Source organism: Streptomyces sp. NBC_00158 (genome assembly GCF_045160885.1).
GTDB lineage: Bacteria > Actinomycetota > Actinomycetes > Streptomycetales > Streptomycetaceae > Streptomyces.
Window position 1 is genome coordinate 5,587,470 of the sequence record NZ_CP108161.1, and the last position, 24,789, is coordinate 5,612,258.

At 71.1% G+C, this 24,789-nt stretch carries 23 protein-coding genes; 14 read left to right on the top strand and 9 right to left on the bottom strand.

Going from position 1 to position 24,789, the window contains the following annotated elements:
- The first annotated feature begins 111 nt into the window (after positions 1–111).
- The 5 genes from OG553_RS25710 (at position 112) to pgi (ending at position 4,806) form a co-directional block, all read left to right on the top strand.
- Complete coding sequence (locus OG553_RS25710; protein WP_405981249.1) at positions 112–1,323, top strand: phosphoglycerate kinase; 1,212 nt, start codon at positions 112–114, stop codon at positions 1,321–1,323.
- Between the two features lie 6 nt (positions 1,324–1,329).
- Positions 1,330–2,115, top strand: coding sequence for a triose-phosphate isomerase (gene tpiA, locus OG553_RS25715; RefSeq protein ID WP_405981250.1), 786 nt, complete (start codon positions 1,330–1,332; stop codon positions 2,113–2,115).
- 115 nt (positions 2,116–2,230) lie between these two features.
- Positions 2,231–2,464, top strand: a complete 234-nt coding sequence (gene secG / locus OG553_RS25720; RefSeq protein ID WP_125594341.1) for a preprotein translocase subunit SecG — start codon at positions 2,231–2,233, stop codon at positions 2,462–2,464.
- A gap of 178 nt (positions 2,465–2,642) precedes the next feature.
- A complete protein-coding gene (locus OG553_RS25725; RefSeq protein WP_007263454.1) occupies positions 2,643–2,978 on the top strand; it encodes an RNA polymerase-binding protein RbpA in 336 nt (111 codons plus the stop codon).
- A 172-nt stretch (positions 2,979–3,150) separates the two neighbouring features.
- Positions 3,151–4,806, top strand: coding sequence for a glucose-6-phosphate isomerase (gene pgi / locus OG553_RS25730; protein WP_405983132.1), 1,656 nt, complete (start codon positions 3,151–3,153; stop codon positions 4,804–4,806).
- Positions 4,807–4,879: 73 nt separating this feature from the next.
- Here pgi and pgl read toward each other — a convergent pair whose 3' ends face one another.
- The 5 genes from pgl to tkt all read right to left on the bottom strand — a co-directional run bounded on the left by pgl (position 4,880) and on the right by tkt (position 11,902).
- Positions 4,880–5,662 carry a 6-phosphogluconolactonase gene (gene pgl, locus OG553_RS25735; protein ID WP_405981251.1) on the bottom strand — a complete coding sequence of 261 codons (783 nt, stop codon included), beginning with the start codon at positions 5,660–5,662 and terminating at the stop codon, positions 4,880–4,882.
- Between the two features lie 359 nt (positions 5,663–6,021).
- Positions 6,022–7,131 (bottom strand): glucose-6-phosphate dehydrogenase assembly protein OpcA, encoded by a 1,110-nt coding sequence (gene opcA, locus OG553_RS25740; RefSeq protein WP_405981252.1) that lies wholly within the window; start codon positions 7,129–7,131, stop codon positions 6,022–6,024.
- Positions 7,128–8,657, bottom strand: coding sequence for a glucose-6-phosphate dehydrogenase (zwf, locus tag OG553_RS25745; RefSeq protein WP_401253616.1), 1,530 nt, complete (start codon positions 8,655–8,657; stop codon positions 7,128–7,130). Before zwf ends, opcA begins: the two co-directional genes overlap by 4 nt.
- Before the next feature lie 2 nt (positions 8,658–8,659).
- Positions 8,660–9,778 carry a transaldolase gene (gene tal / locus OG553_RS25750; RefSeq protein ID WP_405981253.1) on the bottom strand — a complete coding sequence of 373 codons (1,119 nt, stop codon included), beginning with the start codon at positions 9,776–9,778 and terminating at the stop codon, positions 8,660–8,662.
- A 36-nt stretch (positions 9,779–9,814) separates the two neighbouring features.
- Positions 9,815–11,902, bottom strand: a complete 2,088-nt coding sequence (gene tkt, locus OG553_RS25755; protein ID WP_405981254.1) for a transketolase — start codon at positions 11,900–11,902, stop codon at positions 9,815–9,817.
- Positions 11,903–12,223: 321 nt separating this feature from the next.
- On the opposite strand from tkt, the gene OG553_RS25760 reads away from it, so the two are divergent.
- The 3 genes from OG553_RS25760 (at position 12,224) to OG553_RS25770 (ending at position 14,775) form a co-directional block, all read left to right on the top strand.
- Complete coding sequence (locus tag OG553_RS25760) at positions 12,224–13,165, top strand: heme o synthase (RefSeq protein WP_125817115.1); 942 nt, start codon at positions 12,224–12,226, stop codon at positions 13,163–13,165.
- Between the two features lie 15 nt (positions 13,166–13,180).
- Complete coding sequence (locus OG553_RS25765; RefSeq protein WP_405981255.1) at positions 13,181–13,558, top strand: hypothetical protein; 378 nt, start codon at positions 13,181–13,183, stop codon at positions 13,556–13,558.
- 122 nt (positions 13,559–13,680) lie between these two features.
- Positions 13,681–14,775: an amidohydrolase family protein gene (locus OG553_RS25770; RefSeq protein ID WP_405981256.1), complete on the top strand. Its 1,095-nt coding sequence runs from the start codon at positions 13,681–13,683 to the stop codon at positions 14,773–14,775.
- 32 nt (positions 14,776–14,807) lie between these two features.
- On the opposite strand, the gene OG553_RS25775 is transcribed toward OG553_RS25770, so the two are convergent.
- The 4 genes from OG553_RS25775 to OG553_RS25790 all read right to left on the bottom strand — a co-directional run bounded on the left by OG553_RS25775 (position 14,808) and on the right by OG553_RS25790 (position 18,769).
- Entirely contained in the window at positions 14,808–15,797 is a 990-nt protein-coding gene (locus OG553_RS25775; protein WP_405981257.1) for a COX15/CtaA family protein, read from the bottom strand.
- A gap of 4 nt (positions 15,798–15,801) precedes the next feature.
- Entirely contained in the window at positions 15,802–16,944 is a 1,143-nt protein-coding gene (locus tag OG553_RS25780; RefSeq protein ID WP_405981258.1) for a hypothetical protein, read from the bottom strand.
- Positions 16,945–17,078: 134 nt separating this feature from the next.
- Positions 17,079–17,846: an ABC transporter permease gene (locus tag OG553_RS25785; RefSeq protein WP_405981259.1), complete on the bottom strand. Its 768-nt coding sequence runs from the start codon at positions 17,844–17,846 to the stop codon at positions 17,079–17,081.
- Positions 17,843–18,769, bottom strand: a complete 927-nt coding sequence (locus tag OG553_RS25790; RefSeq protein WP_405981260.1) for an ABC transporter ATP-binding protein — start codon at positions 18,767–18,769, stop codon at positions 17,843–17,845. The genes OG553_RS25785 and OG553_RS25790 overlap by 4 nt, the downstream gene beginning before the upstream one ends.
- 261 nt (positions 18,770–19,030) lie before the next feature.
- Between OG553_RS25790 and OG553_RS25795 the strand changes: the two genes are divergently transcribed.
- The 6 genes from OG553_RS25795 (at position 19,031) to OG553_RS25820 (ending at position 24,784) form a co-directional block, all read left to right on the top strand.
- Entirely contained in the window at positions 19,031–19,768 is a 738-nt protein-coding gene (locus tag OG553_RS25795; protein ID WP_405983133.1) for a helix-turn-helix transcriptional regulator, read from the top strand.
- The gene (gene sufB, locus OG553_RS25800) at positions 19,765–21,180 is read left to right on the top strand and encodes a Fe-S cluster assembly protein SufB (RefSeq protein WP_125594328.1); all 1,416 of its coding nucleotides are present in this window, start codon (positions 19,765–19,767) and stop codon (positions 21,178–21,180) included. The genes OG553_RS25795 and sufB overlap by 4 nt, the downstream gene beginning before the upstream one ends.
- Before the next feature lie 83 nt (positions 21,181–21,263).
- Positions 21,264–22,442, top strand: coding sequence for a Fe-S cluster assembly protein SufD (gene sufD / locus OG553_RS25805; RefSeq protein ID WP_405981261.1), 1,179 nt, complete (start codon positions 21,264–21,266; stop codon positions 22,440–22,442).
- On the top strand, positions 22,442–22,759 hold the full coding sequence (locus OG553_RS25810) for a bifunctional 3-phenylpropionate/cinnamic acid dioxygenase ferredoxin subunit (protein WP_042820167.1): 318 nt from the start codon (positions 22,442–22,444) through the stop codon (positions 22,757–22,759). The genes sufD and OG553_RS25810 overlap by 1 nt, the downstream gene beginning before the upstream one ends.
- A 7-nt stretch (positions 22,760–22,766) precedes the next feature.
- On the top strand, positions 22,767–23,531 hold the full coding sequence (gene sufC, locus OG553_RS25815) for a Fe-S cluster assembly ATPase SufC (RefSeq protein ID WP_365156108.1): 765 nt from the start codon (positions 22,767–22,769) through the stop codon (positions 23,529–23,531).
- Positions 23,528–24,784, top strand: coding sequence for a cysteine desulfurase (locus OG553_RS25820; RefSeq protein WP_362468568.1), 1,257 nt, complete (start codon positions 23,528–23,530; stop codon positions 24,782–24,784). Before sufC ends, OG553_RS25820 begins: the two co-directional genes overlap by 4 nt.
- The last annotated feature ends 5 nt before the right edge of the window (positions 24,785–24,789 follow it).

Sequence of the window (24,789 nt, forward strand, 5' to 3'; positions counted from 1 at the left end):
TGTGAGCACAGGGTCCGCTCGGCGCGATGAGGCGCCGTTCGGGCCCTGTTGCTTGCCTGGCCCTCCCCTTCTCGCCCACCGGGCGAAGGTCTCCCAAGGAGTAGGAAACACATGAAGACGATCGACGAACTGCTCGCCGAGGGCGTCGCCGGCAAGCGGGTCTTCGTCCGCGCGGACCTCAACGTTCCGCTGGCGAGCGGTGAGATCACCGACGACGGCCGCATCCGCGCCGTCCTGCCGACCATCGCGAAGCTCGCCGAGGCCGGCGCCCGCGTGGTCGTCGCCTCGCACCTGGGCCGCCCCAAGGGCGCCCCGGACCCGGCGTTCTCGCTGGCCCCGGCCGCCAAGCGGCTCGGCGAACTGCTCGGCGCGGAGGTGGCCTTCGCCACCGACACCGTCGGCGCCTCCGCCAAGGAGACCGTCGCGGCCCTCGCCGACGGCCGGGTCGCCGTCATCGAGAACCTGCGCTTCAACGCCGGCGAGACCTCGAAGGACGACGCCGAGCGCGGCGCCTTCGCGGACCAGCTCGCCGAGCTGGCCGACGTCTACGTCGGCGACGGCTTCGGCGCCGTCCACCGCAAGCACGCCTCGGTCTTCGACCTGCCCGCGCGCCTCCCGCACGCGGCCGGTTACCTCATCGCGACCGAGGTCGGCGTCCTGCAGAAGCTGACCGCCGACGTCAAGCGCCCGTACGTCGTCGTCCTCGGCGGCGCCAAGGTCTCCGACAAGCTCGCCGTCATCGACGAGCTCCTCGGCAAGGCCGACCGCATCCTCATCGGCGGCGGCATGGCCTACACCTTCCTCAAGGCCAAGGGCCACGAGGTCGGCATCTCCCTGCTCCAGGAAGACCAGCTGCCCAAGGTCACGGAGTACATGGAGCGCGCCGAGAAGACCGGCGTCGAGCTGGTCCTCCCCGTCGACGTCCTGGTCTCGGCCGACTTCCCGGACCTCAAGGGCAAGACCCCGGCCGTCTTCGAGACGGTCGACGCGGACGGGATCCCCGCGGACAAGGAGGGCCTGGACATCGGCCCCAAGACCCGTGAGCTGTACGCTTCGAAGATCGCCGACGCCGCGACCGTCTTCTGGAACGGCCCGGTCGGCGTCTTCGAGCACCCCGACTACGCGGGCGGTACCACCGCCATCGCGCAGGCCCTCGTCGACAGCCAGGCCTTCACCGTGGTCGGCGGTGGCGACAGCGCCGCCGCGGTCCGCATCCTCGGCTTCGACGAGAACGCCTTCGGTCACATTTCCACCGGTGGTGGCGCCAGCCTCGAATACCTCGAGGGCAAGACGCTCCCCGGCCTCGCCGCCCTGGAGGGCTGAACCCCTATGACCACGCTCAACGGCCGCACCCCGCTGATGGCGGGCAACTGGAAGATGAACCTCAACCACCTCGAGGCCATCGCCCACGTCCAGAAGCTCGCCTTCGCCCTCGCCGACAAGGACTACGACGCCGTCGAGGTCGCGGTGCTCCCGCCCTTCACCGACCTGCGCTCGGTGCAGACCCTGGTCGACGGCGACAAGCTGAAGATCAAGTACGGCGCCCAGGACATCTCGGCGCAGGACTCCGGCGCCTACACCGGCGAGATCTCCGGCCCGATGCTGTCGAAGCTGAGCTGCACCTTCGTCGCCGTCGGCCACAGCGAGCGCCGCCAGTACCACGGCGAGACCGACGAGGTCTGCAACGCCAAGGTCAAGGCCGCCTACCGCAACGGGATCACCCCGATCCTCTGCGTCGGCGAGGGCCTGGACGTCCGCAAGGCCGGCAACCAGGTCGCGCACACCCTGGCCCAGGTCGACGGCGGCCTGGCCGAGGTCCCGGCCGAGCAGGTCGAGTCCATCGTGATCGCGTACGAGCCCGTCTGGGCGATCGGCACCGGCGAGGTCGCCACCCCCGAGGACGCGCAGGAGGTCTGCGGGGCGATCCGCGGCCGCCTCGCGGAGCTGTACTCCCAGGAGCTGGCCGACAAGGTCCGCATCCAGTACGGCGGCTCGGTCAAGTCCGGCAACATCGCCGCGATCATGGCCCAGCCCGACGTGGACGGCGCCCTGATCGGCGGCGCGGCGCTCGACGTGGACGAGTTCGTCAAGATCGTCCGCTTCCGCGACCAGTGAGTATGCGGTAGGGCCGATCCGTCGTACCCTTGCGGGGGCCGGAGGCCGCGTACGCGCGGCCTGCCGGCCCCCGCTTCCTCCCAGCAAGCCCAGAAAGTAGGAATCAGCCGTGGTTATGGGGTTCTCGGTCGCCCTGATCGTCTTCAGCGCTCTGCTGATGCTGCTCGTGCTGATGCACAAGGGCAAGGGTGGCGGCCTTTCCGACATGTTCGGCGGCGGCATGCAGTCCTCGGTCGGCGGTTCGTCCGTCGCCGAGCGCAACCTCGACCGCATCACGGTCGTCGTCGGCCTGCTGTGGTTCGCCTGCATCGTCGCGCTCGGCCTGCTCATGAAGTCGAACGGCTCCTGACGGTTCTGGCCATTCGGGCCGTCCCGCCGGCTGTGCCCGGCCTATCATGAGTCCCTGCGTCCGCGGCTGGAGCGAGTAACTCCGGTTGCTGGACGCGCGTTGGGCCTTACGTAGACTGGGGCGCCCGCAGCGGACATCCCGCACGCTCCGCGGCACCATCACGCAGGGAGTTACGACCGTGGCAAGTGGCAACGCGATTCGTGGAAGTCGGGTCGGAGCCGGGCCGATGGGCGAGGCCGAGCGCGGTGAATCCGCGCCGCGCCTGCGCATCTCCTTCTGGTGCTCGAACGGGCACGAGACGCAGCCGAGCTTCGCCAGCGACGCGCAGGTGCCGGACACCTGGGACTGCCCGCGCTGCGGGTTCCCGGCCGGCCAGGACCGGGACAACCCGCCCGCGCCGCCGCGCACGGAGCCGTACAAGACGCACCTCGCGTACGTCCGCGAGCGCCGCACGGACGCCGACGGCGAGGCGATCCTCGCCGAGGCGCTCGCCAAGCTCCGCGGCGAGATCTGAGCCGGTCCGTCCGAGCCGGACGGCGCCGCGCTCAAGAGCGGCTCAGGGCCCGGCCCGTGGGAGAACGAATCCCGCGGGCCGGGCCCCTTTGTGTGCGTTGGCCCCCTTCCGATCCCTTAGGTTGGACGGTGGCGGGGCACGACAGGACGGAAGAAGTGGGTTGATGTCCGAGATGAACGCAGACAGCCGTACGAGGCTCAACCGGACCCCCGAGTGGCACGCACTCGGCGAGCACCGGGAAGAGCTGGGGCAGACGCATCTGCGGGAGCTTTTCGAGTCGGACCCGGACCGGGGCACCGGCTACACGCTGCGGGTCGGCGACCTGCACATCGACTACTCGAAGCACCTCGTGACCGACGAGACGCTCGGGCTGCTGCGCGAACTGGCGTCGGCCACCGGCGTGGCCGGGCTGCGGGACGCGATGTTCCGCGGCGAGAAGATCAACGTGACGGAGGGCCGCGCGGTCCTGCACACCGCGCTGCGCGCCCCCCGGGGAGCGGTCGTCGAGGTGGACGGCGAGGACGTCGTCCCCGGCGTGCACGAGGTCCTCGACAAGATGGCGGCCTTCTCCGACCGGATCAGGTCGGGGGAGTGGACCGGGTCCACCGGCAAGCGCATCAAGAACGTGGTCAACATCGGCATCGGCGGCTCCGACCTCGGCCCCGCCATGGCGTACGAGGCGCTGCGCGCCTTCACCGACCGCGGCCTGACCCTGAAGTTCGTCTCCAACGTGGACGGCGCCGACCTCCACGAGGCCGTGCGCGAGCTCGACCCGGCGGAGACGCTGTTCATCATCGCCTCGAAGACCTTCACCACCATCGAGACCATCACCAACGCCACCTCGGCGCGGGAATGGCTGCTCGCGGGACTCGGCGGCGACCAGGCCGCCGTGGCACGGCACTTCGTGGCCCTGTCCACCAACGCCGAGAAGGTCACCGAGTTCGGCATCGACCCGGCCAACATGTTCGGCTTCTGGGACTGGGTCGGCGGACGCTACTCCTTCGACTCCGCCATCGGCCTCTCCTTGATGATCGCCATCGGTCCGGACTCCTTCCGCGAGCTGCTCGCCGGCTTCCACGCCATGGACGAGCACTTCCGCACCGCGCCGGTCGAGAGCAACGCCCCGTTCCTGCTGGGCCTGTTGGGCATCTGGTACGGGGCCTTCTTCGACGCGCAGTCGCACGCGGTGCTCCCGTACAGCCACTACCTCTCGCGTTTCACCGCCTACTTGCAGCAGCTCGACATGGAGTCGAACGGCAAGTCCGTGGACCGGGACGGCAATCCGGTGGACTGGCAGACCGGCCCGGTGGTGTGGGGCACGCCCGGCACCAACGGACAGCACGCCTACTACCAGCTGATCCACCAGGGCACCAAGCTGATCCCGGCGGACTTCATCGGCTTCGCCCGCCCGGTCGCGGAGCTCTCGCCGGCGCTGGAGGCCCAGCACGACCTGCTGATGGCGAACTTCTTCGCCCAGACGCAGGCCCTGGCCTTCGGCAAGACCGCCGACGAGGTCCGCGCCGAGGGCGTCGCCGAGGCGCTCGTCCCGCACAAGACCTTCCAGGGCAACCACCCGACGACGACCATCCTCGCCACCGAGCTCACCCCGTCGGTGCTGGGACAGCTCATCGCGCTGTACGAGCACAAGGTGTTCGTCCAGGGGGCGGTGTGGAACATCGACTCCTTCGACCAGTGGGGCGTCGAGCTCGGCAAGGTCCTCGCCAAGCGCGTGGAGCCGGCGCTGACCGAGGGCTCGCACGTGGAGAGCCTCGACCCGTCGACGCGGGCGCTGGTGGCCACGTACCGGGAGCTGCGCGGGCGCGGCTGACCCGTGGACGGGGAAGGGCCCCGCACCGGATGCGATCCGGTGCGGGGCCCTTCCCCGTTCGCGAGGCCCTCGTTCAGGCGGAGGCCGGGGGGTAGAGCCCGGCGGGCAGCTTGGCCGCCGCCGCGCGGTCCAGCAGCCACAGGGTGCGGCTGCGGCCGTACGCGGCCGCGGCCGGGGCCTGGACCTCGCCGGCACCGCCGAGGGCGATGGCGACCGCCCCGGCCTTGTCCTCGCCGGCCGCCAGCAGCCAGACCTCGCGGGCCGCGCGGATCGCGGGGAGGGTGAGCGAGACGCGGGTCGGCGGCGGCTTCGGGGCGCCGTGGACGCCGACGACCGTGCGCTCGGTCTCCCGGGCCGCGGGGTGCTCGGGGAACAGGGACGCCACGTGGGTGTCCGGGCCCACGCCCAGCATCAGCACGTCGAACGTGGGCACCGGGCCGTGGTCCTCCGGCCCGGCGGCCTTCGCCAGTTCTGCGGCGTACGCGGCCGCGGCGGCGTCCACGTCGTCCCCGTACGGGCCGTCGGAGGCGGGCATCGCGTGCACGCGGGCCGGGTCCACGGGGACGGAGTCCAGCAGCGCCTCGCGGGCCTGGACGTGGTTGCGCTCGGGGTCGTCGGAGGGGACGTAGCGCTCGTCGCCCCACCACAGGTCGATGCGGGACCAGTCGATCGCGTCCCGCGCGGGGGCGGCGGCGAGGGCCGCGAGCAGGCCGTTGCCGTTGCGGCCGCCGGTGAGGACGACGGAGGCGCTGCCGCGGGCGGCCTGCGCGTCCACGATCTTCGTGATGAGCCGGGCCGCCGCGGCCTGCGCCATCAGCTCCTTGTCCCGGTGGACGACGACCTGGGGAGTCGTCATACCCATGTGCTGCCGCCTTCTTGGTAGTTCTGGTTGGTGTGCCCGCTGCGGGGCCCCTGTGGGGTGTGTCGCGGGTGCGCGGGTGCGCGGGTGCGCGGGTGCGCGGGTGCGCGGGTGCGCGGGTGCGCGGGTGCGCGGGTGCGCGGGTGCCGCTGCGCGGAGCCCTTCCCCACCCCGCCCCTTCCCGAAACCGGGGCTCCGCCCCGGACCCCGTACGGGCGCTGCGCGCCCGTCGCCTCAAACGCCGGCGGGGCTATTCATAGCCCCGCCGGCGTTTGAGGCGCGGGTCCGGGCGGAGCCCGGGGAACGGTGGAAGGGCGGGTAGGGGACCGCTCCGCGCAGCGGCCCCCGCCCTGCTGCTACTGCTTGGCCGCAGCCCGCTTGGCCGGCTTCCCCGCCGGCTTCGCGGGAGACCCCTTGCCGTCGGAACCGGCGTCGGCCTCGGCACGGGTACCGGACTCGGCGTCGGCGTTCGCACCGGCACCGGCGTCGGCCGCCTCGGCACGGGCGCCCCCGGCAGGCTTCGGCTTCGCCGTGCCCGCCGTCGCCGCCAGCCGGTCGACGCCGAACTTCAGCGACGCCTCGTACGTGTTGTCCGGGTCCAGCCGGCGCAGCTCCTCCGCCAGGAGTTCCGCCGTGTCGCGGCGCTTGAGCGCCACCGCACGGTCGGGCTGGCCCGGCATGCACAGCGTCGCCAGCGCGCCGTCCGCGCGGTCCAGGACGATCACGCCGTCCTTGGTCTCCAGACGTACGGCCGTCAGCCCCGGACCGTCCGACAGGGTCCGCTTGACCGGGACCCCGAGGCGGTCCGCCAGCCACATGGCCAGCAGCTCGCAGCTCGGGTTCTCGTCCTCGCCCTCGACGGTCGCGGAGACCACCGAGACCGTCTGCTGGTCGAGCGCGGCGGCCAGCATGGAGCGCCACGGGGTGATCCGGGTCCAGGACAGGTCGGTGTCACCCGGCGCGTACGCCTCCGCCCGCAGGCCGAGGGCCCCGATGGGCTCCTCGGAGGAGTACGTGTCCGTGATCCGGCGCTGCCCCAGCGCGCCCAGCGGGTCGCCCGCCAGGTCCGCGGGAGCACCCTCCGGCCACCAGACCACCACGGGGGCGTCCGGCAGGAGGAGCGGCAGCACGACCGACTGGGCGTGGTTGACCAGTTCGCCGTGCAGGCGGAGCACGACCGTCTCCCCGGTGCCGGAGTCCGCGCCGACGCGGATCTCCGCGTCGAGACGGGCGTCGCGGCGGCTGCGCGGGGAGCGGCTGACCCGCTTGACCACGACGACGATCCGCGAGGGGTGTTCGTGGGACGCGTCGTTCGCCGACTTGAGCGCGTCGTACGCGTTCTCTTCGTCGGTCACGATCACCAGCGTGAGGACCATGCCGATGGCCGGCGTGCCGATGTCCCGGCGCGCCTGCACCAACGCGGCGTTGATCTTGCTGGAGGTGGTCTCCGTGAGGTCGATCTTCATGGCCGGCGCCAGCTCCGTCCGTCTCGTGCGAGCATCTCGTCCGCCTCGACCGGCCCCCAGGTGCCCGCCGCGTACTGCGCGGGCTTGCCGTGCTTGTCCCAGTACTCCTCGATCGGGTCGAGGATGTTCCAGGACAGCTCGACTTCCTGGTGACGCGGGAAGAGGTTCGCGTCGCCGAGGAGGACGTCGAGGATGAGCCGCTCGTAGGCCTCGGGGCTGGACTCCGTGAAGGACTCGCCGTAGGCGAAGTCCATCGTGACGTCCCGGACCTCCATGGAGGTTCCCGGCACCTTCGAGCCGAAGCGGACCGTCACGCCCTCGTCCGGCTGGACCCGGATGACCAGGGCGTTCTGCCCCAGCTCCTCGGTCGCGCCCGATTCGAAGGGCAGGTACGGGGCCCGCTTGAAGACCACCGCGATCTCGGTCACCCGGCGGCCCAGGCGCTTGCCCGTCCGCAGGTAGAACGGGACGCCCGCCCAGCGGCGGTTGTTGATCTCCAGGCGGATGGCCGCGTAGGTGTCGGTCTTCGACTTGGGGTCGATGCCGTCCTCTTCGAGGTACCCGACGACCTTCTCGCCACCCTGCCAGGCCGCCGAGTACTGGCCGCGCACGGTGTGCTTGCCCAGGTCCTCGGGGATCTCGACGGCGCTGAGCACCTTCAGCTTCTCCGCGACCAGGGCCTTGGGGTGGAAGGAGCCGGGCTCCTCCATCGCCGTGAGCGCCAGCAGCTGGAGCAGGTGGTTCTGGATGACGTCACGGGCCGCGCCGATGCCGTCGTAGTAGCCGGCCCGGCCGCCGATGCCGATGTCCTCGGCCATGGTGATCTGCACGTGGTCGACGTACGACCGGTTCCAGATCGGCTCGAACATCGTGTTGGCGAAGCGGAGCGCCAGGATGTTCTGGACGGTCTCCTTGCCGAGGTAGTGGTCGATCCGGAAGACCTCGTCACGGGGGAAGACCTCGTGGACGACCTGGTTGAGCTCTTCCGCGCTCTTCAGGTCGTGGCCGAAGGGCTTCTCGATGACGGCACGCCGCCAGGAGCCCTCCTTCTGCGCCAGCCCGTGGTTCTTGAGCTGCTGGACCACCTTGGGGAAGAACTTCGGCGGCACCGACAGGTAGAAGGCGAAGTTGCCGCCCGTGCCCTGCGCCTTGTCGAGCTCTTCTATGGTCGCCTTGAGCGTCTCGAAGGCCGCGTCGTCGTCGAACTCGCCCTGCACGAACCGGCAGCCCTGCACCAGCTGCTGCCAGACCTCCTCGCGGAAGGGGGTACGCGAGTGCTCCTTGACGGCCTCGTACACCTCCTGGGCGAAGTCCTCGTCCTGCCACTCGCGGCGGGCGAAGCCGATCAGCGAGAAGCCCGGGGGCAGCAGGCCGCGGTTCGCGAGGTCGTAGACGGCGGGCATGAGCTTCTTGCGCGACAGGTCACCCGTAACGCCGAAAATGACCAGGCCGGACGGCCCCGCGATGCGCGGGAGCCGCCGGTCCTGTGCGTCACGAAGCGGGTTCGCTCCGTTTACCGACAAAATACTCAGTCCTCCGCGGGGGCGAGGCGCGTGAGCTCCGCCTCGGTCGACTTCAGCAGGTCGTTCCAGGACGCCTCGAACTTCTCGACGCCTTCGTCTTCGAGCAGCTGCACCACATCGTCGTACGAGATGCCGAGCTCCGCGACCGCGTCCAGCTCGGCGCGCGACTGCTCGTAGGTGCCGCGGATGGTGTCGCCGGAGACCTCGCCGTGGTCGGCGGTGGCCTCCAGGGTGGCCTCGGGCATGGTGTTCACGGTGCCGGGCGCGACCAGGTCCACCACGTACAGGGTGTCCTTGTACGCCGGGTCCTTGACGCCGGTCGAGGCCCACAGCGGGCGCTGCTTGTTGGCCTGCGCCTTGTCGAGGGCGGCCCAGCGCTCGCTGCCGAACACCTCTTCGTAGGCCTCGTAGGCCAGACGGGCGTTGGCGAGGGCCGCCTTGCCCTTCAGGGCCTTGGCCTCATCGGTGCCCACGCCGTCGAGGCGCTTGTCGATCTCGCTGTCCACGCGGGACACGAAGAAGGAGGCGACCGAGTGGATCTTGGAGAGGTCCAGGCCGGCGGCCTTCGCCTTCTCCAGGCCCGCCAGGTACGCGTCCATGACCGCGCGGTAGCGCTCCAGCGAGAAGATCAGCGTGACGTTGACGCTGATGCCCCGGCCGATGACCTCGGTGATCGCCGGCAGGCCGGCCTTGGTCGCCGGGATCTTGATGAGCGTGTTCGGGCGGTCCACCAGCCAGGCGAGCTGCTTGGCCTCGGCGATGGTCGCCGTCGTGTTGTGCGCGAGGCGCGGGTCGACCTCGATCGACACGCGGCCGTCCTGGCCGTCGGTCGAGTCGAAGACCGGACGCAGGATGTCGGCGGCGTCCCTGACATCCGCCGTCGTGATCATGCGGATGGCCTCGTCGACGGTGACCTTGCGGGCGGCGAGGTCGGCGAGCTGCTGCTCGTAGCCGTCACCGCTGCTGATCGCCTTCTGGAAGATCGACGGGTTGGTGGTGACACCGACCACGTGCTGCTGGTCGATGAGCTCGGCGAGGTTGCCGGACGTGATGCGCTTGCGGGACAGGTCGTCCAGCCAGATCGCCACGCCCTCGTCGGAGAGGCGCTTGAGTGCGTCTGCCATGGGAATTACATCTCCTACTGGTTCAGGTACCGGTCTTCAGCGCGCGGCGGCGGTGAGGGAGGCCTTGGCGGCCGCGGTCACGGCTTCGGCGGTGAGGCCGAACTCGCGGAACAGGACGGCGCCGTCGGCCGAGGCACCGAAGTGCTCCAGGGAGACGATCCGGCCCGCGTCCCCGACGTAACGGTGCCAGGTCAGGCCGATGCCGGCCTCGACCGCGACTCGCGCCTTCACCGAGGGCGGCAGGACGCTGTCCTTGTACTCCTGGGTCTGCTCCTCGAACCACTCGACGGAGGGCATCGAGACCACGCGCGCCGGGACGCCCTCGGCCTGCAGCGCCTCGCGCGCGGCGACGGCGAGCTGCACTTCGGAGCCGGTGCCGATGAGGACGACCTGGGCGGGACCGCCCTCCGCCTCGAACAGCACGTAGCCGCCCTTGGCCGCGTCCTCGTTGCGCTCGTACGTGGGAACGCCCTGGCGGGTGAGGGCCAGGCCGTGCGGGGCGCCCTTGCCGTACACCTTGGTGTGGCGCTTGAGGATCTCGCGCCAGGCGACGGCGGTCTCGTTCGCGTCCGCCGGACGGACGACGTTCAGACCCGGGATGGCGCGCAGCGAGGCGACGTGCTCGACCGGCTGGTGGGTCGGGCCGTCCTCGCCGAGGCCGATGGAGTCGTGCGTCCACACGTACGTCACCGGCAGGTGCATCAGCGCGGACAGGCGGACGGCGTTGCGCATGTAGTCGGAGAACACCAGGAAGGTGCCGCCGTAGATGCGGGTGTGGCCGTGCAGGGTGATGCCGTTCATCACGGCGGCCATCGCGTGCTCGCGGATGCCGTAGTGGATGGTGCGGCCGTACGGGTCGGCCTCCGGCAGCGGGTTGCCCACCGGCAGGAACGAGGAGTTCTTGTCGATGGTCGTGTTGTTGGAGCCGGCCAGGTCGGCCGAGCCGCCCCACAGCTCCGGGATGACCGCGCCGAGCGCTTCCAGGACCTTGCCGGAGGCGGCGCGGGTGGCGACGCCCTTGCCGGTCTCGAAGACGGGGAGCTTCTCCTCCCAGCCCTCGGGCAGCTCGTTGGCCTCGATGCGGTCGAAGGCGGCGGCGCGCTCGGGGTTGGCGGTGCGCCAGGCGGAGAACTCCTTCTCCCAGGCGGCGCGGGCGTCACGGCCCCGGTCGACCAGACCGCGGGTGTGGCCGAGGACCGCGTCGGAGACCTCGAAGGTCTGCTCCGGGTCGAAGCCGAGCACGCGCTTGGTCGCGGCGACCTCGTCGTTGCCGAGGGCCGAGCCGTGGGAGGCCTCGGTGCCCTGGGCGTGCGGGGCGGGCCAGGCGATGATCGAGCGGGCCGCGATGAAGGACGGGCGGCCGGTCTCGGCCTTGGCGGCCTGGAGGGCGGCGAACAGGGCCTTCGGGTCGAGGTCGCCGTTCTCCTGCTGCTCGACGCGCTGGACGTGCCAGCCGTACGCCTCGTAGCGCTTCAGGGTGTCCTCGGAGACGGCCGTCTCCGTGTCACCCTCGATGGAGATGTGGTTGTCGTCCCACAGCAGCACCAGGTTGCCGAGCTTCTGGTGGCCGGCCAGCGCGGACGCCTCGTGGGAGATGCCCTCCTGGAGGCAGCCGTCGCCCGCGATCGCGTAGACCATGTGGTCGAACGGGGACGCGCCCTCGGCGGCCTCCGGGTCGAACAGGCCGCGCTCGTAGCGGGCGGCCATGGCCATGCCCACCGCGTTGGCGATGCCCTGGCCCAGCGGGCCGGTGGTGGTCTCCACGGCGGCCGTGTGGCCGTACTCCGGGTGGCCGGGGGTCTTGGAGCCCCAGGTGCGGAAGGCCTTGAGGTCGTCCAGCTCGAGGCCGAACCCGCCCAGGTAGAGCTGGGTGTAGAGCGTCAGGGACGAGTGCCCCGCGGAGAGCACGAAACGGTCACGCCCGACCCACTCCGGGTCCGAGGGGTCGTGCCGCATGACCTTCTGGAAAAGCGTGTACGCGGCGGGGGCCAGGCTCATCGCCGTACCGGGGTGTCCGTTCCCGACCTTCTGGACCGCGTCGGCGGCCAGGATGCGGGCGGTGTCGACGGCCCGCTGGTCCAGTTCGGTCCACTCGAGCTCTGGGGTGGTCGGCTTGGTGCTCACCGTAGGTCAGGGCTCCTCTCCACATGTTGTTTTTGCCGGTGACGAACGGTGACACCGGCGCGATTCCGAGCCTACCCCCGCCAGGGCGTGCGGCTATTCGAGTGCACGCAGTGCGTCGCCGTCCCGGCGCCCGCCGTTCACCTGGGATCCGCCGTCGGTGATCTTGCCATCGGTCCGATCGGCTCAACACGAGGCGACCCCCGCGCGGGGCGGGGTAAGAGCTACGTCTACAGTGGCGTGGTACGCGCAAGCCTTTACCGAGCCTTCATTTACTGGAGGCATCGCTTCGGAAGCTTGCTGGATTCTCTCTCAGGGGTGTGCGTGACGGCCGTCGAATCCCGTCCAGCGGGGGTGCTCGGGACGAGCCCCGGTCACCGGCCGTTCGGGGCCCGGGTCATGGCTTTCGTGGCTTTGACCAAGCCGCGGATCATCGAACTTCTGCTGATCACCACAGTGCCGGTGATGTTCCTCGCGGAGCAGGGCGTGCCGTCGCTGTGGCTGGTGCTCGCCACCTGCTTCGGCGGTTACCTGTCCGCGGGCGGCGCCAACGCGCTGAACATGTACATCGACCGCGACATCGACGCGCTGATGGACCGCACGTCGCAGCGGCCGCTGGTGACCGGCATGGTGAGCCCGACCGAGTGCCTGGTGTTCGGCATCTCGCTCGGCGTCGTCTCGACGCTGTTCTTCGGGCTGCTGATCAACTGGCTGTCGGCCGCCCTCGCGCTCGGCGCACTCCTCTTCTACGTGGTCGTCTACACGATGCTGCTGAAGCGGCGCACCGCGCAGAACATCGTCTGGGGCGGGATCGCCGGCTGCATGCCGGTGCTCATCGGCTGGTCGGCGGTGAAGAACGAGGTCTCCTGGGCCGCCGTGATCCTCTTCCTCGTGATCTTCTTCTGGACGCCGCCGCACTACTGGCCGCTGTCCATGAAGGTCAAGGACGACTACGCGCGGGTCGGCGTGCCGATGCTGCCGGTGGTGGCGGGCAACAAGGCCGTGGCGCGCCAGATCGTCCTCTACAGCTGGGTGATGGTGGCGGTCTCGCTGCTGCTGACCCCGCTGGGGTACACCGGCTGGTTCTACACCTCCGTGGCGCTGCTGGCGGGCGGCTGGTGGCTGTGGGAGGCGCACGCGCTGAGCGCCCGGGCCAAGGCCGGGGTGACGGGCGCGAAGCTCAAGGAGATGCGGCTGTTCCACTGGTCGATCACCTATGTGTCGCTGCTCTTCGTCGCCGTGGCCGTGGATCCCTTCCTCCGCTGATTACTCGCCGGTAGCATGCCGTCCATGGCAGAGACCGCAGACACCGCAGACACCTCCGGGGCCGCAGCGCCCGCGGACAAGAAGCACAGCCGTACGGCCGCGAAGCTGGCCCGGCAGATCGGCGCCTTCGCCAAGCAGCACGGCGGCGCCGAGGGCCAGCTCGCGCACATCGGCCAGGCCGGCACCCGGATCGTCCTCGTGGGCACCGACGGCGGCTGGGGCGACCTCGTCGCCCCGACGTACGCCGTGGCCCAGCTCGCCGCCGAACAGGCCGGGCTGACCCTCCACGAGGAGTTCGACGGGGAGTTCGCCGCCCGGGTGAAGACCGGCCCGTACGAGTGGACCCGGATGGCCGGGATCCAGATCGGCGGCCCCGCCAACCCGACGGCCTGAATCCCCGGCCGTCGAAATCCGCAGAACGCGGGTCGGTCAACAGAGCGGGCAATACTTCACACCCCGCTCACCCGTTAGGACGTGTGGAAGCCGCTTCCCCACGTCCGCAACGGGATGACCGGATGATCGAAACGCCGCCCCTGGTGGACCAGCACTGCCGCGGGGTGCTCCGCGCCGAGCTGGGCATCGCCACCTTCGAGGCCCAGCTGGTCGGCCCCGCCGGTGCGCCCGCCCCGGGCACCACCTTCTTCGACACGCAGACCGGCTTCGCCGTGCGCCGGTGGTGCCCGCCGCTGCTCGGCCTGGAGCCGCACTGCCCGCCCGCCCGCTACCTGGCCCGGCGGCGCGAACTCGGCACCGCCGAGAGCACCAGACGGCTGCTGCGGGGCTCGGGAACGGGCGCGTACCTCGTCGACACCGGAGCCCCAGGGGACCTCACCGGGCCCAAGGAGCTGGCGCTCGCCGGGGACGCGGAGGCCTTCGAGGTGGCCCGGCTGGAGTTACTGGCCGAGCAGGCCGCCGACACCTCCGGGACCGTCGCCGCCTTCCTCGCCAACCTCGCCGGAGCCGTCCACCACGCCGCCGCCGGAGCCGTCGGCTTCGCCTGCGGGGCCCGTACCGGCTGTTTGGCCGCCCTCGCCGCCGCCCCGGAACCGCCCGGGCCCGTTGAGGTCAGGGCGGCGGCCGGACGCTGGCTGGCCGGGCGCGCCAGGGGAGGGGAGCTACGGGACCCCGTACTGCTGCGGCACCTCGTGTGGAGCGCGGTGGCCTCCGGGCTGCCGCTCCAGCTGCACACCGGCGGGGCCGACCCCGAACCGCTGACCGGGTTCGTACGGGCCACCGCCGGCCTGGGCGCCCGGCTGGTGCTGAGCGGCGGCTACCCGCACCACCGGCGGACCGCCCGCCTGGCGGCGGAGCACCCGCACGTCCACGCCGACCTCGGCCCGGCCCTCGCCCGCACCGGTGCGCGGGCCGCCGCCGTACTGGCGGAGCTGCTGGAACTCGCGCCGTTCGGCAAGGTGCTCTACTCCAGCGGCGGGCGGGACCTGCCCGAGCTGCACGCGGTGGGCGCCCTGGTGTTCCGCGAGGCGCTCGGCCGGGTCCTGGGGGGCTGGGTCGCCGAGGGCGCATGGTCCTGGCAGGACGCGCAGCGCGTCGCGGGAATGCTCGCGGCCGGCAACGCCCGGCGCGTCTACCGGCTCGACGAGCGCGGCTGACGGCGCCGGGCGGAGCCGGCCGGACGGCGGCGTCAGACCGCCGAGAGCTGCTCCTCGTCCCGCGCCGGGGCCTGCGGTCGGTCGGCGGAGCGCTCGCGCAGGCTCAGGGCCAGGCGCAGCACCGCGATCCACACCAGGCAGGAGCCCAGCATGTGCACGGCGACCAGCACCTCGGGCAGTTTCGTGAAGAACTGGACGTAGCCGATCGCACCCTGGGCGAGCAGGACGACCAGCAGGTCGCGGGCGCGTGCCCGGGTGTCGGCGGGGGCGTCGACCACGCGCAGCACCAGCCACATCGCGACGGCGAGCGCGCAGACCAGCCAGGCGGCGATGGCGTGCACGTGTGCGGTGGCCGCCCAGTCGAACGGCATGCGCTTGATCTCGCTCTTGTCGCCGGCGTGCGGACCGGAACCGGTGACCACCGTGCCCGCCGCGATCAGCACCAGGGTGGTGGCGATCAGCGCCCACGACAGCTTGCGCACGGGCCCCGGCACGCGCGGCCGGGGGGCGCCGTCACCCTCGCGGGTGCGCTGCCAGGAGACGGTGGTGACCGCGATCAGGGCGGTGGCGAGCAGGAAGTGCCCGGCGACGCTGTACGGGTTGAGCCCGGTCAGGACGGTGATGCCGCCGAGGACCGCGTTGCCCATCACCAGGGCGAACTGGGTCCAGCCGAGCCTGGTCAGCGAGTGCCGCCACGGCTTCGAGGCGCGCGCCGCGAGGATGAACCAGCCGACGGCCGCGCACAGCACGTACGTCAGCATCCGGTTGCCGAACTCGATGGCTCCGTGGAAGCCCTGGGCCTGGGTGACGACGAGGCTGTCGTCGGTGCACTTGGGCCAGGTGTCGCAGCCGAGACCGGATCCGGTCAGCCGCACCGCGCCGCCGGTGACGATGATGGCCACGCTCATCAGGAGCGCGGCGGACGCGGCCCGCCGGAGCGTCCGGGGTGACGGCGTCCAGCGGTCGGCGATGTATGCGAATGGGTTCAACACGGCGCCTATCGTATGCGGCGCCTTGTGCAAAGTTTCACGAGGGGGTACCGGCGGGAGCGTCGGGCCCGAGCGTCAAGCGGAACCTGGCCCCCGCCGGATCCCCCTCCTCGTGCCACCACACCAGCACCCGCCACAGACCGCCCTCGCCGGGGTGCAGCGGGGACCCGGCGAACTCCCGCACCAGGCCGGAGCCCACCTCCTCGGCGGTCAGCCCCCGCACCTGCGCCGATCCCTGCCACGGGTCCGGCTGTACGCTCCACAGCCCGTCGGCGCCCCGCACCTCGACCCGCCACACCGCCAGCCACGGGGTCACCTCCAGCATCGTGGCGACCTGCTCGGCGTCCAGCCCCAGCCCGCCCCCGATCACCGCCGCGGGCACGCCCTGGATCAGGGCCGCCACCACCGCCTGCGGCAGCAGCCGCTCGGGCAGCAGCCCGTCGGCGCGGAGCCCCGCCAGCGCGTCGAAGTCCAGGAAGCGCAGCCGCAGCTCCAGCTGGCGGCCGATGTGGTCCAGGGCCTCCTCGGCCTCCTGCGCCGCCTCGGGAGCGGGGTCCGCGAGCAGCAGCCGGCGGAACCCGGCCTCGGCGTCCACCGCCCAGGCGACCGCCTGGGCGGCCGAGCCCAGCTCCGCGAGCCGGTCCGCGAGGAACACCTTGGCCTGTGCGAGCCCGCGCCGGTTGACGGGGTCCTCCTGGTCCAGCCCGGCCCAGACCTCGACGGCGGCCCGCGTCACGTCACGGGCGCGTTCGCCGGCCGCCCGCTCCATCGCACCCGGGCCGCTCTCGCCGCCCGCGCCCAGCGGGTGCAGCGGCAGCCGGGCCCGGTCGCTCAGCGGCCACGCCAGCCAGACCCCCTGGTTGATGAGCCCCCGCGCGTACCAGCGGGCGTACTCGGGCGCGTGCGGCGCGGCCCGCCGCGCGTGGCCGAGCCCCTCCTCGGCGGCGGCCAGCGCCCCGGCCCGGTCCCCGCCGCCGAACCGGCGCGCCGCGAGGTCGCCCAGGCGCAGCCCGAGCCGGGCGGCGCACTCGGGGTCGGTCCGCGCGGGCCCGCGGAGCGCGCCGATCAGCTCGCGCAGCAGCCGTTCGCTCTCGGCGGGCCCGGCCCGCTCGGCCCCCGACCTGATCCGGGCCCACTGTTCGTCCAGCCGCAGAGCGGCCTCCCGCTGAGCCTGAGCCATGCCAAGTCCCCCGGCGTTCCGATGTGCGGAGGCTGGTCGACCTCCCGCCGGGCCAACGTCCGGGAGCACCGATTCACTCCCGGGACGGCGGCCCGCACCGGGTGGTCCGGCTCACTTCCACCGGCTCCGCCGGCCTACTCCCAGCGGAACCACTTCGCGGCGGCGCCGAGCCCCAGGACCGCCCAGACGCCCAGTACGGCCGCGTCGCCCCACGGCAGCGCGGCCCCTTCGCGGAGCACCTCGCGCAGCCCGTCGGAGAGCGCCGAGATCGGCAGCAGGCCGAGTGCGGACCGCACCGCTTCGGGGAACTTCTCCAGCGGCACGATCACCCCGCCGCCGACCAGCAGCAGCAGGAACACCAGGTTGGCCGCGGCCAGGGTCACCTCGGCCTTGAGGGTGCCCGCCATCAGCAGCCCGAGCCCGGAGAAGGCGGCCGTGCCGAGCAGCAGCAGTACCGCGACCGACAGCGGGTTCCCGTGCGGGGACCAGCCCAGCGCGAGGGCGATCACCGTCAGGAGGGCGACCTGGAGCACCTCGGTGACCAGCACCGACAGGGTCTTGGCGGTCATCAGCGCCCAGCGCGGCAGCGGGGAGGCCCCGAGCCGCTTGAGCACCCCGTAGCGGCGGTCGAAGCCGGTGGCGATGGCCTGGCCGGTGAAGGCCGTGGACATCACGGCGAGCGCGAGGACGCCCGGCGCCAGGAAGTCGACGGACTCGCCCTCTCCCGTGTCGACGATGTCGACGGCGGAGAAGAGGGTCAGCAGCAGCGCCGGGATGATCACGGTCAGCAGCAGCTGCTCGCCGTTGCGCAGCAGCATCCGGGTCTCCAGCGCGGTCTGCGCCCAGATCATCCGGGACACCGGCGCGGCCCCCGGCCGGGGGGTGAACGTACCGGCGCTCATGCGCGCAGCTCCTTACCGGTCAGTTCGAGGAAGACGTCTTCGAGGGTGTGCCGCTCCACGGAGAGGCTGTCGGGCATGACCCCGTGCTGGGCGCACCAGGAGGTGACGGTGGCCAGCAGCTGCGGGTCCACGTCGCCGGTGACCCGGTAGGCGCCGGGGGTGATCTCGGCGGCCTGGGTGCCGTCGGGCAGGGCCTTCAGCAGGGAGGCGAGGTCGAGGGAGGGGCGGCCGGTGAAGCGCAGGGTGTTCTCGGCGCCGCCCCGGCACAGCTGCTCGGGGCTGCCGTGCGCGATGACCTTGCCGGCGTCCACGATGGCGACCTCGTCGGACAGCTGTTCGGCCTCGTCCATGTGGTGGGTGGTGAGGACGACGGTGACGCCGTCGGCGCGCAGTTCGCGTACGAGGTCCCAGGTGGCGCGGCGGGCCTGGGGGTCGAGGCCGGCGGTGGGCTCGTCGAGGAAGACCAGCTCGGGGCGGCCGACGACGGCCATGGCCAGGGCGAGCCGCTGCTGCTGGCCGCCGGAGAGCCTGCGGTAGGTGGTCCGGCCGCAGCCGCCGAGGCCGAGGCGTTCCACGAGGGTGTCGACGTCGAGGGGGTCGGCGTACAGCTTCGCCATGTGGCGCAGCATCTCCACGGCGCGGGCGCCGGAGTAGACGCCGCCGGACTGGAGCATCACGCCGACGCGCGGGCGCAGCCGCCCGGCCTGGGCGACGGGGTCGAGGCCGAGGACGCGTACGGTGCCGGCGTCGGGGCGGTGGTAGCCCTCGCAGGTCTCGACCGTGGTGGTCTTGCCCGCGCCGTTGGGGCCGAGGACCGCGGTGACGGAGCCGCGCGGGACGGTGAGGTCCAGGCCGTCCACCGCCGTTTTGGGGCCGTACCGCTTCACCAGTCCGCGGATTTCCACGGCGGGGTCGTTGCTCATGGTGACTGAGTCTACGGAGCCGGGGAAGAGGGCCCCGTCCCCGGGGTGGACCGGTGCGGAAAGGCGGAATCGATTCGAACACGGTGTCTCGGAGACGGTTCCTTCCGGCGGGAATGGAAGCGGAATTCCATCTACCGATTAACTCTCCGTAGATAAATAAGGTAACCCTTAGTGATGGACGCCACCGGGCGTGGCGTCCGTCACGGCTTGTCGGGGCTCGCTTAATTACGCAACAATGGCGTTGTGAAAAACGGCGAACGGATGAGCGAGGCCCCGCAGGGGGAGCTCGCGACCGGGGAGCGGTCAACCCGCAACCGGGTCGCGCGGTCCATCCTGGACCACGGCCCCTCCACCGTCGCCGACCTCGCGCAGCGCCTAGGCCTCACCCAGGCCGCCGTCCGCCGCCACCTCGACGCGCTCGTCGCCGACGACGTGGTCGCACCCCGTGAGCAGCGTGTGTACGGCACGCGCACCCGGGGCCGGCCCGCCAAGGTCTTCGCGCTGACCGACTGCGGCCGGGACGCCTTCGACCAGTCCTACGACACCCTCGCCGCGGACGCCCTGCGCTGGATCGCGCAGTCCGTCGGCGGCGGCGACGAGGGCGAGGCGGCCGTGGCCGCCTTCGCGAGGGCGCGGATGGAGAACCAGGCGCGGACCTACCGGGAAGCCGTGGAGGCGGCCGCACCCGCGGCCCGCACCGAGGCCCTGGCCAAGGCGTTGACCGCGGACGGGTACGCTGCTACGGCGAAGAGCGCTCCCGGTCCGCACAGCGGTGAACAGCTCTGTCAGCACCACTGCCCGGTCGCACACGTCGCCGAGCAGTTCCCGCAGCTCTGCGAGGCGGAGACAGAGGTCTTCTCCCGCCTGCTCGGGACGCATGTGCAGCGCCTCGCCACGATCGCCCACGGCGACGGGGTGTGCACCACGTTCATCCCGCGAAGCGCCACACAGACCGACACATCAGCATCTGCAAGTACGGCCGGGAGGAACCCCGCATGACCACGGAGACTGCTCACCCTGAGCTCGAGGGTCTGGGCAACTACGAGTACGGCTGGGCCGACTCCGACGCGGCCGGTGCCGCTGCCAAGCGGGGTCTGTCCGAGGACGTCGTCCGCGACATCTCGGCGAAGAAGTCCGAGCCGGAGTGGATGCTGAACCTCCGCCTCAAGGGCCTCAAGCTGTTCGGCAAGAAGCCCATGCCGATGTGGGGTTCCGACCTCTCCGGCATCGACTTCGACAACATCAAGTACTTCGTGCGTTCCACCGAGAAGCAGGCCGCTTCCTGGGAGGACCTGCCCGAGGACATCAAGAACACGTACGACAAGCTCGGCATCCCGGAGGCGGAGAAGCAGCGCCTCGTCGCCGGTGTCGCGGCCCAGTACGAGTCCGAGGTCGTCTACCACCAGATCCGCGAGGACCTGGAGGAGCAGGGCGTCATCTTCCTCGACACGGACACCGCGCTCAAGGAGCACCCGGAGCTCTTCCAGGAGTACTTCGGCACGGTCATCCCGGTCGGCGACAACAAGTTCGCGTCGCTGAACACCGCCGTGTGGTCGGGCGGCTCCTTCATCTACGTCCCCAAGGGTGTCCACGTGGACATCCCGCTCCAGGCCTACTTCCGCATCAACACGGAGAACATGGGCCAGTTCGAGCGGACGCTGATCATCGTCGACGAGGACGCCTACGTCCACTACGTCGAGGGCTGCACCGCCCCGGTCTACTCCTCGGACTCGCTGCACAGCGCCGTGGTCGAGATCATCGTGAAGAAGGGCGGCCGCTGCCGCTACACGACCATCCAGAACTGGTCGAACAACGTCTACAACCTGGTCACCAAGCGCGCCGTGGCGTACGAGGGCGCGACCATGGAGTGGATCGACGGCAACATCGGTTCCAAGGTCACCATGAAGTACCCGGCCGTCTACCTGATGGGCGAGCACGCCAAGGGCGAGACCCTGTCCATCGCCTTCGCGGGCGAGGGCCAGCACCAGGACGCCGGCTCCAAGATGGTCCACATGGCGCCGAACACCTCCTCCAACATCGTCTCCAAGTCGGTGGCGCGAGGCGGCGGCCGCACCTCCTACCGCGGTCTGGTCGAGATCGGCGAGGGCGCCGCGGGCTCCAAGTCCAACGTGCTGTGCGACGCGCTCCTCGTCGACACCATCTCCCGCTCGGACACCTACCCCTACGTGGACGTCCGCGAGGACGACGTGACGATGGGCCACGAGGCCACCGTCTCCAAGGTCTCCGACGACCAGCTCTTCTACCTGATGCAGCGCGGGCTCACCGAGTTCGAGGCCATGGCCATGATCGTGCGCGGCTTCGTCGAGCCGATCGCGAAGGAGCTGCCGATGGAGTACGCGCTGGAGCTCAACCGGCTCATCGAGCTGCAGATGGAGGGCTCGGTCGGCTAGTCCCGACGGCGGCCGGCTCGCCCCGGCCGCCCCCGCCCCGCAGCACATTCGTCACACGTATGGAAGAGAGCAAGACGACAGCCATGGCTGAGGCTCAGAACATTCCGGCGGGCTCCACCACCGCCGGCGCGATCGCGGTGGCCGCCGAGTCCACCGTCGCCACCCGGATGAGCGCGCCCCCGTCCTTCGACGTGGCCGACTTCCCCGTTCCGCACGGCCGCGAGGAGGAGTGGCGGTTCACCCCGCTGGCCCGCCTCAAGGGTCTGCACGACGGCACCGCGGTCGCCAACGGCACCATGAAGGCCCAGATCGACGCCCCCGAGGGCGTGACGGTCGAGTCCGTCGAGCGCGGCGACGAGCGGATCGGCAAGGCCGGCACCCCCGTCGACCGCGTCGCCGCGCAGGCCTTCTCCTCGTTCGCCAAGGCCACGGTCGTCACCGTGCCCAAGGAGACCGTGCTCGCCGAGCCCATCCGGGTCGCGCTCCACGGTGAGGGCGGCACGACCTTCGGGCACACCGTCTTCGACATCAAGCCCTTCGCCGAGGCGATCATCGTGATCGACCACACCGGCGACGGCGTCCGCGCCGCCAACGTCGACATCCTCGTCGGCGACGGCGCCAAGGTGACCTTCGTGTCCGTCCAGGACTGGGACGACACCGCGGTCCACACCTCGCAGCACAACGCCCTCGTCGGCCGCGACGCCAGCTTCAAGTCCGTCGTCGTGACCTTCGGCGGCGACCTGGTCCGCCTGCACCCGCGCGTCAGCTACGCGGGCCCCGGCGGCGAGGCCGAGATGCTCGGCGTCTACTTCACGGACGCGGGCCAGCACCAGGAGCACCGCCTCCTGGTCACCCACGACGCCCCGCACTGCAAGTCCAACGTGGTCTACAAGGGCGCGCTCCAGGGCCAGGACGCCCACGCCGTCTGGATCGGTGACGTGCTCATCGAGAAGACCGCCGAGGGCACCGACACCTACGAGATGAACCGCAACCTCGTCCTCACGGACGGCGCGCGCGTCGACTCGGTGCCGAACCTCGAGATCGAGACCGGCGAGATCGTCGGCGCCGGCCACGCCTCCGCGACCGGCCGCTTCGACGACGAGCAGCTCTTCTACCTCCAGGCCCGCGGCATCCCGGCCGACGAGGCCCGCCGACTGGTCGTCCGCGGCTTCTTCGCCGAGCTCGTCCAGCAGATCGGTGTCGCGGACATCGAGGAGCGCCTCATCGCCAAGATCGAGGCCGAGCTGGCGGCGGCCGTCTGATGACGTACGTCAAGGCCTGTGCGCTGAGCGAGCTGGAGGAGAACACCCCCAAGCGGGTGGAACTCGACGGCACGCCGGTGTCCATCGTCTCCACCGAGGGGGAGGTGTTCGCGATCAACGACATCTGCTCGCACGCGAACGTCTCGCTCTCGGAGGGTGAGGTCGAGGACTGCATGATCGAGTGCTGGCTGCACGGGTCGGCCTTCGACCTGCGCACCGGCAAGCCCTCCGGTCTGCCCGCGACGCGCCCCGTCCCCGTTTACCCCGTCAAGATCGAAGGGGACGACGTGCTCGTCTCCCTCACCCAGGAGTCCTGAGGTACCCATGGCAACGCTTGAAATCCACGACCTGCACGTCTCCGTCGAGGCCGAGAACGGCGCCCGCGAGATCCTCAAGGGTGTCGACCTGACGGTCAAGCAGGGTGAGACGCACGCCATCATGGGCCCCAACGGCTCCGGCAAGTCCACCCTGGCGTACTCCCTCGCCGGTCACCCGAAGTACACCATCACCGGTGGCACCGTGACCCTCGACGGCGAAGACGTCCTGGAGATGTCCGTCGACGAGCGCGCCCGCGCCGGCGTCTTCCTCGCCATGCAGTACCCGGTCGAGGTCCCCGGCGTCTCGGTCTCCAACTTCCTGCGCACCTCCGCCACCGCCATCCGCGGCGAGGCCCCCAAGCTGCGCACCTGGGTGAAGGAGGTCAAGTCCGCGATGGAGCAGCTCCAGATGGACCCGGCCTTCGCCGAGCGCAACGTCAACGAGGGCTTCTCCGGCGGTGAGAAGAAGCGCCACGAGATCCTCCAGCTGGAGCTCCTCCAGCCGAAGATCGCGATCCTCGACGAGACCGACTCCGGCCTCGACGTCGACGCCCTGCGCATCGTCTCCGAGGGCGTCAACCGCGTCCGCGAGGGCGGCCAGGTCGGCACCCTGCTCATCACCCACTACACGCGCATCCTGCGCTACATCAAGCCCGACTTCGTGCACGTGTTCGCGAACGGCCGCATCGCCGAGTCCGGCGGCGCCGAGCTCGCCGACCAGCTGGAGAACGAGGGCTACGACAAGTACGTGAAGGGTGGCGCGACCGCGTGACACAGCTGCCTGGCCTCCTCGACATCGAGGCGATCCGCAAGGACTTCCCCCTGCTGGATCGTGTGGTCCACGACGGGAAGAAGATCGTTTACCTGGACAACGCGGCGACCTCGCAGAAGCCGCGCCAGGTGCTCGACGCGCTGAACGCGTACTACGAGCGGCACAACGCCAACGTCCACCGCGGCGTGCACGTGCTCGCCGAGGAGGCCACGGCACTGTACGAGGGCGCCCGCGACAAGGTCGCCGCCTTCATCAACGCGCCGAGCCGCGACGAGGTGATCTTCACCAAGAACGCCTCGGAGTCGCTCAACCTGGTCGCGAACATGCTCGGCTGGGCGGACGAGCCCTACCGGGTCGACCGCGACACCGAGATCGCCATCACGGAGATGGAGCACCACTCCAACATCGTCCCGTGGCAGCTGCTCTCGCAGCGCACCGGCGCGAAGCTGAAGTGGTTCGGCCTCACCGACGACGGCCGGCTCGACCTGTCCAACATCGAAGAGGTCATCACGGAGAAGACGAAGATCGTCTCCTTCACGCTGGTCTCCAACATCCTGGGCACGGTCAACCCGGTCGAGGCGATCGTCCGCCGCGCGCAGGAGGTCGGCGCGCTGGTGCTGATCGACGCCTCGCAGGCCGCTCCGCACATGCCGCTGGACGTCCAGGCCCTCGGCGCCGACTTCGTGGCCTTCACCGGCCACAAGATGTGCGGCCCGACCGGCATCGGCGTCCTGTGGGGCCGCCAGGAGCTCCTGGAGGACCTGCCCCCGTTCCTCGGCGGCGGCGAGATGATCGAGACCGTCTCGATGCACTCCTCCACGTACGCCCCGGCGCCCCACAAGTTCGAGGCGGGCACGCCCCCGATCGCCCAGGCCGTCGGCCTCGGTGCGGCCGTGGACTACCTGACCTCGATCGGCATGGAGAACATCGCGGCGCACGAGCACGCGATCACCGAGTACGCGGTCAAGCGCCTCCTGGAGGTGCCCGACCTGCGGATCATCGGCCCGACCACGGCCGAGGACCGCGGCGCGGCGATCTCCTTCACGCTCGGTGACATCCACCCGCACGACGTCGGCCAGGTGCTGGACGAGCAGGGCATCGCGGTCCGCGTGGGACACCACTGCGCGCGCCCCGTGTGCCTCCGCTACGGAATTCCCGCGACCACGCGAGCGTCTTTCTACCTGTACTCCTCTCCCGCCGAGGTCGACGCGCTGATCGACGGGCTGGAGCACGTACGGAACTTCTTCGGCTGACGAAG

Excerpts from the sequence above, each read along its gene's own strand:
- OG553_RS25710 (WP_405981249.1), top strand. The coding sequence starts at position 112 with ATGAAGACGATCGACGAACTGCTCGCCGAGGGCGTCGCCGGCAAGCGG.
- tpiA (WP_405981250.1), top strand. The coding sequence starts at position 1,330 with ATGACCACGCTCAACGGCCGCACCCCGCTGATGGCGGGCAACTGGAAG.
- secG (WP_125594341.1), top strand. The coding sequence starts at position 2,231 with ATGGGGTTCTCGGTCGCCCTGATCGTCTTCAGCGCTCTGCTGATGCTG.
- pgi (WP_405983132.1), top strand. The coding sequence starts at position 3,151 with ATGAACGCAGACAGCCGTACGAGGCTCAACCGGACCCCCGAGTGGCAC.
- pgl (WP_405981251.1), bottom strand. The coding sequence starts at position 5,662 with ATGACGACTCCCCAGGTCGTCGTCCACCGGGACAAGGAGCTGATGGCG.
- opcA (WP_405981252.1), bottom strand. The coding sequence starts at position 7,131 with ATGAAGATCGACCTCACGGAGACCACCTCCAGCAAGATCAACGCCGCG.
- tal (WP_405981253.1), bottom strand. The coding sequence starts at position 9,778 with ATGGCAGACGCACTCAAGCGCCTCTCCGACGAGGGCGTGGCGATCTGG.
- OG553_RS25765 (WP_405981255.1), top strand. The coding sequence starts at position 13,181 with ATGCCGTCCATGGCAGAGACCGCAGACACCGCAGACACCTCCGGGGCC.
- OG553_RS25770 (WP_405981256.1), top strand. The coding sequence starts at position 13,681 with ATGATCGAAACGCCGCCCCTGGTGGACCAGCACTGCCGCGGGGTGCTC.
- OG553_RS25780 (WP_405981258.1), bottom strand. The coding sequence starts at position 16,944 with ATGGCTCAGGCTCAGCGGGAGGCCGCTCTGCGGCTGGACGAACAGTGG.
- OG553_RS25785 (WP_405981259.1), bottom strand. The coding sequence starts at position 17,846 with ATGAGCGCCGGTACGTTCACCCCCCGGCCGGGGGCCGCGCCGGTGTCC.
- OG553_RS25790 (WP_405981260.1), bottom strand. The coding sequence starts at position 18,769 with ATGAGCAACGACCCCGCCGTGGAAATCCGCGGACTGGTGAAGCGGTAC.
- OG553_RS25795 (WP_405983133.1), top strand. The coding sequence starts at position 19,031 with ATGAGCGAGGCCCCGCAGGGGGAGCTCGCGACCGGGGAGCGGTCAACC.
- sufB (WP_125594328.1), top strand. The coding sequence starts at position 19,765 with ATGACCACGGAGACTGCTCACCCTGAGCTCGAGGGTCTGGGCAACTAC.
- sufD (WP_405981261.1), top strand. The coding sequence starts at position 21,264 with ATGGCTGAGGCTCAGAACATTCCGGCGGGCTCCACCACCGCCGGCGCG.
- OG553_RS25810 (WP_042820167.1), top strand. The coding sequence starts at position 22,442 with ATGACGTACGTCAAGGCCTGTGCGCTGAGCGAGCTGGAGGAGAACACC.
- sufC (WP_365156108.1), top strand. The coding sequence starts at position 22,767 with ATGGCAACGCTTGAAATCCACGACCTGCACGTCTCCGTCGAGGCCGAG.